Origin of the sequence: Mesorhizobium sp. M7A.F.Ca.AU.002.02.1.1, assembly GCF_003998535.1 — a bacterium.
GTDB lineage: Bacteria > Pseudomonadota > Alphaproteobacteria > Rhizobiales > Rhizobiaceae > Mesorhizobium > Mesorhizobium ciceri.
The window spans coordinates 1-6886 of record NZ_RZPB01000301.1; the positions used below are offsets into that span (position 1 = coordinate 1).

The following is a 6886-nucleotide window of genomic DNA, read 5'->3' on the forward strand; positions in this document are numbered from 1 at the left end:
GTGTCGAGGCGATCAATCTTGCGGTGGCAGGAGGCATTTTCGTTCCTGCAAGTAGTGTCCTGTCCATGCGGCACCTGATAGATTCAGGCAGCCTTGAAACACCTTTGACAGGCATGTTCACGCTCAGACAGGCTGAGGTCGCCCAGGCGCTCCGACGCGGCAAGGCGAACAAGATCATCGCCTATGAGCTGAACCTGAGAGAAAGCACCGTGAAGGTGCACATCCGCAACATCATGAAAAAGCTTAAGGCGACCAACCGGACGGAAGTCGCTTACAAGGTCAACGATCTCTTCGCCGAAGGATCTCTGGCTGTGGAGTGACGAAGCAAATGAGACGCTAACTTTGGTTAAATCGTGCGGGCCGTTTTGCTCTCGCGTAGCGTCTGATCTGGGGGATGATTGCTGCACAATTGAGGGACCTCCGTCCCGCTGGACACCCGTGGTGGACGCCCCGCATATAGCCAGCTCCCATATGTCCTGTTCCTAAAGACTAACCATTGCGAGGCGTCCAAAGCACTCCTGCCTCACTGTCCAGCAACCAGCCGGAAGTGACACTTCGTCAATGGCGAGGACCAGGTTACTGCTCTCTCGTGGAACTGGTCGTGCCGTCCTGGGGGACCAATCCTTGCGACAGCGACCCCGGAGGGCTATCGCTACAATATTTTGACCTTCCTAAGCGTGAAGGCCTCCGCAAAGTGCTCGGGTGCCCGGCATTCCATTCCACGCAACCGCGCAAGCCCGGCGAATGTCTCCCGATCGAACCAGTCCTTTGAGCGCTGTGTCCCGAAGTGCTCGTGAAGGAGTTGGATCTTGCGTTCCAGCACGTGGGCTGCAATCGGCACATACGCATTGGGTTGGCAAAGATCGCCGTCCCATTTCGGAATCTCGTATTCGAGCACAAGGTGATCGCGGAAAACGTTCCAGGTCAGTTGGTTGACCTCCCTATGGTCCTGATGGGCGTCGAACCTGGCATGGGTTAATATCACGTCGGGATGAACCCTTGATCTTACGTCCATCAGCCAATGCTTTATCGATCGGCTGTGAACTGGGAAATAGCCGTCTTCAAAATCCGCAACGTCGATCGTGGACGAATGGGATCCTTCGAGGAAGGCTTCGGCCGAAGCCCTGGCTTCGGCCGACCGCTGGCCGCCGGCGCTTAAGACGCACCAGTGGACGTGAAGTTTGACCTCCGACGCGATCAGACTGAGGATTGTGCCTCCCGCGCCGATCTCAATGTCGTCGGAATGGGCCCCGACGCACAGAATCGAGAGTTCCTCGCCGCCACGCGCGAGACCAAGCCCCTTCATGATGCGGCCAACCCCATACTACGCCTATTCTTCTCGGCGGTGGCTATCATACTCCAGGGCATGTCGCCCTTTTCGACCATGTCTTCGAGTGATTGCCAATCGCGCAGCGTGTCCATTGAACGCCAGAAACCCTCGTGCTTGTACGCCATCAGCATGTTGTCATCGATCAGACGCTTGAACGGCTCGACAACGAGTTCCTCGCCGTCGCGCATGTAGTTGAAAATTTCCGGACGGAATATAAAGTAGCCGCCATTGATCCAGATCTCCGATGTCTCGGCCGCACGAAACTCGCGCACGCGGCCATCTTCCGCGATGTCGGCCAAATGGTAAGTCAGCGGCGCGTGCACTGCCAGAAAGCAGCCGATCTTGCCGCTGGCCTCGAATTTTCTGATCATGTCGTCCAAGTCGACATCGGTCAGGCCGTCGGAATAGTTGGCCAGGAACATCTTCTCGTTCCTGACGTGATCCTGCGCAGCCCACAGGCGCTCTCCAATGCTGCGCCAAATACCGGTATCGAGCAGAGTGATGCTCCAGTCCTTGATTGTGTCGCCGAGGAGCTTGACGTCCTGGCCTCCTCGCGTAACCACGCAATCGGAAAACGTTTGCGGCCGGGTGTTCAAGAAAAAGTCTTTGATCACGTTGGCCTTGTAGCCCAGACACAACACGAACTCGTCATGCCCATAGTCACTGTACCATTGCATGACATGGCGCAGGATCGGCTGGTGGCCGAGCGGTATCATCGGCTTTGGGATGCTTTCGGAATAGTCGCGAATGCGGGTCCCGCGACCGCCACAGAAAAGAATGACTTTCATTTCTCGTACTCCGACGGATCGATTACGGTCACGAAAGGAATCGGCACTACGAATTTCGCGTTCCAAGCGGCGACATGGCGCATCTGCTGAATGATCTCGTCCTTCAGATTCCACGGAAGGATGAGGATGTAGTCTGGCTTAGCCTCGTCGATTTCGTCGACGGGCTTGATCGGGATGTGCATTCCAGGTGTATAACGCCCGTGCTTGTACGGGTTGCGGTCCACTGTGAAATCCAGGAAGTCGGTGCCGATGGCGCAGTAGTTCAGCAGCGTGTTTCCCTTGCCAGGCGCGCCGTAACCGCAAATCGTCTTGCCCTCTTCCTTGGCCGAAATCAGGAATGCCAAGAGATCACGCTTCGCGCGCTGCGCCTTGTAGCCGAAAGAGGCGTAGGTCGACATCTCTCCAAGCCCATGCCTGGTTTCGCGCTCGAGCAATTGGGCGATGCTGTCCTTCCTCGGCCAGGCACTGCCTTCGTGGCAGAGATAGACCCGCAGCGACCCACCGTGGGTGGGAAGTTCCTCGACATCGATCAGCCGCAGCCCGTGACGGGCCGCCATCAGGTCGACCGTCAACAGTGAGAAATACGAAAAATGCTCGTGGTAGATGGTGTCGAACTGGTTCTCCGCCATCAGCCGCTCGATGTGTGGGAATTCGAGAGTGACCATGCCCTCCGGTTTGAGCAGGATCGCCACCCCGGCGACGAAGTCGTTGAGGTCTGGCACCTGCGCCAGGACGTTGTTGCCAATGATGAGGTCCGCGCGAAGTCCTTCGCCCACCATTTGATTTGCCAGCCGGACGCCGAAGAAGTCGACCCAGGTGGCCACCCCCTTCTCGATCGCGGCGCGCGCGACATTGGCTGCCGGCTCGACGCCCAACACAGGAACGCCGAGTGGCAGAAAATGCTGCAGCAAGTAACCGTCATTACTTGCGAGTTCCACCGCAAGGCTGTCAGGGCCAAGCCCAAGGCGTCGTGTGATCGTCTCGCAATAAAGTTTCGAATGAGCCACCCAGCTGGTCGAGAACGAAGAGAAGTAGGCGTATTCGCTGAAGATGGTCTCTGGGCTCATATACTCCTTGAGCTGCACCAGATAGCACGTGTCGCAGACAAGCACGTTGAGCGGGTAGTAAGGTTCCATCTGGTCGAGCTGGTCGGGCTGCAGGAACCTCTCGCACGGCGGCGACATGCCAAGATCGACCAGGGTGTGGCGCAGGCGCGACCCGCAGAGCCTGCAGCCGACATTCCGGCTTGCCGCACTATGATCGCGGACGATTTCGACTGCCTGAATGTTCATTCCCCCTGCTCCTGTCTGCTGGTTAGAAAACGGAGACGCGGTGCGCTACGCAGAACCGATGCCTGCCGCGCCTCCGCAGGCAGATGGCCACAGGTTAGGATACAGCCCCCCCTGGTTCGATTTGCCAATCCGTCGGGTGCCTTAATCCTAATAGCGAGCGGGCGGCGGCAATGCCGGCGCGAGGCCCGCCGAACGGGTAAAGCCGTCATCCGGATATACCGCTATCGAAGAGGCCACCTAAGGCTTAGGTAGCCCTTCCAGCGTCGGCTGGCGACGCTGACAATTGCCGCGCCGGTCTTGCTCGGCACGGGGGATCCAAGTGCATGCTGTTTACCGAAACGGAGCTTCAAGGTGTCTGGCTGATCGAGCCTACACTGATGGTTGACGACCGTGGTTTTTTCACCCGTCTTTTCTGCGAAAAGGAGATGGCGGATTGCGGTCTGGCGACCCGATTTGTCCAGCACAGCCGGTCCTGTTCGGTCCAAAAGGGAACTCTCAGGGGGCTACACTACCAAGAGGAGCCTTACGCCGAGGTCAAGCTGGTCTCCTGTGTCCGCGGCGCTATTTTTGATGTCGTCGTGGACCTGCGCCCGAATTCACCGACACGCTACAAGTGGCTTGGCTTCGAGCTGACATCCGAGAACATGAAGCAGGTCTATATCCCCGCCGGATTCGCGCACGGCCTGCAGACCCTTACGGACGGCACCGAGGTCTCTTATCTCATATCGCAGTTCTATGCGCCCCACGCGTCGACGGGCGTCCTCTACAATGACCCGGCCTTTTCGATCCGCTGGCCATTGATGCCGACAGCAATGTCGGAAAGGGACAAGTCCTGGCCCCTTGTCAGACGGCGAACCGGCGCCTCGGCCTCATGAGGCTGCTGCCAAAAGACCATGTCCCAATAACAGTCTGGCGGCGGCGGCGAGTTCCTTGAACGGCAGGTTCGAACGCTCCGCCATGCTCAGAAGCGAATGCTGCCCGTCGGCAAGGTTTAGCACCCAAAGCAGCGACATCGACGTTGCGCCCGACGACTTCTGCCCTCCCAGGGCTGCATAGAGGCCGCGCTTGCCGAGTTGCGGTTCGCCTTTAGGCAAGAGGTTCAACGGCGTCCAGTCCTCTTCGATGATGTCGATTACGTCCGTCAGGATGCGGAAGGAATCCTCGAGATGCTCCGGCCTGATGAAGTCAAGATTGTCGGCCGACGTGTGGTATTCGGGGAATGTGCCGTGGACGCTCCGCTGGAACATGCCGACCGGAAGATCGAAGCCCGGCGAGCAATATTGCCTCTCGTCATAACCGTAAGGGGAGAAATCCAGCATCTTTGCCCCAGCTAGACGCCCGAGCACGTGTGCCATGGCGCGATCGACGAGCGCGTCACCGCGGCGGCTGCGCTTGTATGCCGGGCTTCCTGCGTCACCAACGCATGACAGCACCAGACCATGGTCGATGAGACATGTCCGGTCCTCGTTGCGCGACAGCCACGCGAGCGCGCCGATGGTGCCCGGGGCGAACAGGAAGCGATAGCTGTATCGTGTTTCCCTTGCCTTCAGGCTTCTTGCGAGCGCTGCCAGCAGGGCCAGGCCCGAACAGTTGTCGTTGGCGAGTGAGGGATGGCAAATGTGCGCCGAAAGCAGGAATTCCCGTTCTGTTTGCCCGCGGTGCAGGTATTCTCCGTAGGCGAGGCTGCCGTCTTTGAATTCGGCATCGATCTCCACCCGATAGAGACCGTCGGGCATGTTGGCCACACGGTCATGGGCTGCGCAGAAGCCCCATGTCGGGGTGTAATAGGAAGTGCGGTAGGGAATCACCTTCGGTTGTTCCGGCAGCGTATGGATATGCGGCCTCAATTCTTCGAGCGGCAGTATCCCCTTGAAGGGTACGCTGTAGTTGACGATGTGCAGGTTGGAGTCAGCGAAATCCACGACCGTTTGTCCGTCCGGGCCTGTGATGCTTGCCGAGCGGATGTTCCATTCCTTGGGAATGGTCCAATCGAAAACCTGTGTCCCGGTCGGCACTTCATGCCGTTCCAAATCGATGTGCCCCGACAAGACGTCCAGCGTTTGTCGCACACCATCTCCGGTGATGCTCCTGCAGATCGGAAACAGACGTTCGGCCAAGGCATAGATTTCCTGGCCGAGGCTGACGGACGCTGGCGGCGAGCCGAGTCCGCCGGGATTCACCTGTTCCACACCGCTTATCCCGCCGCTACCTCCAGTCTTTTCGAGGCTTCGGCGACCCGCATCCGACCGTCCAGAAGTCCGTTGGCCAAAAGATACCGGATGTGGCCGATACGCTGGAAGCGCGGCCCCTCGAATTCGTCGAGAGTGACATTCGACTTTCGGTAGGCATGATAGAGCTGCTCGGCCCCTTTGCGCGCATCCCATTGCGGCTTGAAGGCAGGAAGGGCAAGCGCGATCTTGTCGAAGTTAACGCGATAGGAGCGCTTGTCGGGTCCGGCATCGGACGCGAACTCAAGCCGGCAGCCCGGCACGACCTCGGCGACAATCTCGGCGATGTCGCGGATCCTGTAGTTGTGGCCCGTCTGCCCCACATTGAAGGCCTCGTTGTGAATGGTCTCGCGGGGCGCTTCCAGCCCGGCAATGAACGCCCTGGAAATGTCCTCGATATGGACGATCGGCCGCCACGGCGTTCCATCGGATTTCAGCAGGATGACGCCCTTGGTGACCGCCCAGGCCACGAGATTGTTCAGCACGATGTCGAAGCGGAGCCGGGGAGAGAGGCCATAGGCCGTGGCGGGACGGAAATAGGTGGGAGAGAAGCTGCTGTCGGCCAGTTCAGAAATGTCCCGTTCGGAAAGCACCTTGGACCAGCCGTAGGGCGTGACCGGCTTCAGTTCGCCCGTTTCGTCCACCATCCCGTCGCCGGCCTGTCCGTAATTGCTGCATGATGAGGCGAACAGGAAGCGCGACACGCCGGCGTCCTTGGCCGCCTTCGCGAAGCGGACGCTGCCCTTGTGGTTGATTTCGTAAGTGATGTCCGGATCAAGGTCGGACAGCGGATCATTGGAAAGAGCCGCCAGGTGGATGACGGCATCGACCCCTTCGAGGTCGCGCGCATCTACGTCCCTGACGTCTTTTTGGATTGAAGCAATTGAAGCCCGCTGGCCCCCTGCTGTAAAGGTGCAGCGCCGGTAGAGATCGCTGTCATAGCCCGTCACTGAGTGCCCTGCACGCAACAGCATCGGCACCATCACCGAGCCGATATAGCCTTGATGGCCGGTTACCATGACTTTCATCGCGCACCTCTCAAGCCGATAGTGATCGCCAGAAGGCTACTTGGGCTGAAAACAGTGAGGGAGAACGCCAATAGGCGATCAGGATGCCCTGTTGGACGAAGCCTTTGCCGCCAGTGCACCTTTCGGGTGGTCCGAGCCTAATCCTTTCGGAGGATTTTCTTCTGATCACCGTCGCTGATGCTTCCATCGGCCTCGTCATCAGCATTCCCGATCCGAGACT

The 6886-nt window shown here is 58.8% G+C and carries 7 protein-coding genes; 2 read left to right on the forward strand and 5 right to left on the reverse strand.

Going from position 1 to position 6886, the window contains the following annotated elements; all coding sequences use genetic code 11:
- Positions 1–320 (forward strand): response regulator transcription factor (locus tag EN879_RS18875; protein WP_164774461.1); only part of this gene is annotated, 320 nt, incomplete at its 5' end.
- Positions 321–652: 332 nt separating this feature from the next.
- Here the strand turns inward: EN879_RS18875 and EN879_RS18880 are convergent.
- The 3 genes from EN879_RS18880 to EN879_RS18890 are packed head-to-tail and all read right to left on the reverse strand — an operon-like array spanning position 653 to position 3410.
- Positions 653–1306, reverse strand: coding sequence for a PIG-L deacetylase family protein (locus tag EN879_RS18880; protein ID WP_063170844.1), 654 nt, complete (start codon positions 1304–1306; stop codon positions 653–655).
- Positions 1303–2118 carry a sugar phosphate nucleotidyltransferase gene (locus EN879_RS18885; protein ID WP_063170845.1) on the reverse strand — a complete coding sequence of 272 codons (816 nt, stop codon included), beginning with the start codon at positions 2116–2118 and terminating at the stop codon, positions 1303–1305. The genes EN879_RS18880 and EN879_RS18885 overlap by 4 nt, the downstream gene beginning before the upstream one ends.
- Entirely contained in the window at positions 2115–3410 is a 1296-nt protein-coding gene (locus tag EN879_RS18890; protein ID WP_063170846.1) for a class I SAM-dependent methyltransferase, read from the reverse strand. The genes EN879_RS18885 and EN879_RS18890 overlap by 4 nt, the downstream gene beginning before the upstream one ends.
- 323 nt (positions 3411–3733) lie before the next feature.
- Here EN879_RS18890 and rfbC point away from each other — a divergent pair, with 323 nt between their 5' ends.
- On the forward strand, positions 3734–4285 hold the full coding sequence (rfbC, locus tag EN879_RS18895; RefSeq protein WP_024505404.1) for a dTDP-4-dehydrorhamnose 3,5-epimerase: 552 nt from the start codon (positions 3734–3736) through the stop codon (positions 4283–4285).
- On the opposite strand, the gene EN879_RS18900 is transcribed toward rfbC, so the two are convergent.
- Together EN879_RS18900 and EN879_RS18905 are read right to left on the reverse strand one after the other, a co-directional pair.
- Entirely contained in the window at positions 4280–5590 is a 1311-nt protein-coding gene (locus tag EN879_RS18900; RefSeq protein ID WP_063170900.1) for a DUF4910 domain-containing protein, read from the reverse strand. The two genes, rfbC and EN879_RS18900, sit on opposite strands and share 6 nt — an antisense overlap.
- 14 nt (positions 5591–5604) lie before the next feature.
- A complete protein-coding gene (locus tag EN879_RS18905; protein WP_063170847.1) occupies positions 5605–6666 on the reverse strand; it encodes an NAD(P)-dependent oxidoreductase in 1062 nt (353 codons plus the stop codon).
- Positions 6667–6886 lie beyond the last annotated feature (220 nt).

What these genes read in the sequence shown, in the direction of transcription:
- rfbC (WP_024505404.1), top strand. Translation starts at nt 3,734, where the DNA reads ATGCTGTTTACCGAAACGGAGCTTCAAGGTGTCTGGCTGATCGAGCCT.
- EN879_RS18905 (WP_063170847.1), bottom strand. Translation starts at nt 6,666, where the DNA reads ATGAAAGTCATGGTAACCGGCCATCAAGGCTATATCGGCTCGGTGATG.
- EN879_RS18880 (WP_063170844.1), bottom strand. Translation starts at nt 1,306, where the DNA reads ATGAAGGGGCTTGGTCTCGCGCGTGGCGGCGAGGAACTCTCGATTCTG.
- EN879_RS18885 (WP_063170845.1), bottom strand. Translation starts at nt 2,118, where the DNA reads ATGAAAGTCATTCTTTTCTGTGGCGGTCGCGGGACCCGCATTCGCGAC.
- EN879_RS18890 (WP_063170846.1), bottom strand. Translation starts at nt 3,410, where the DNA reads ATGAACATTCAGGCAGTCGAAATCGTCCGCGATCATAGTGCGGCAAGC.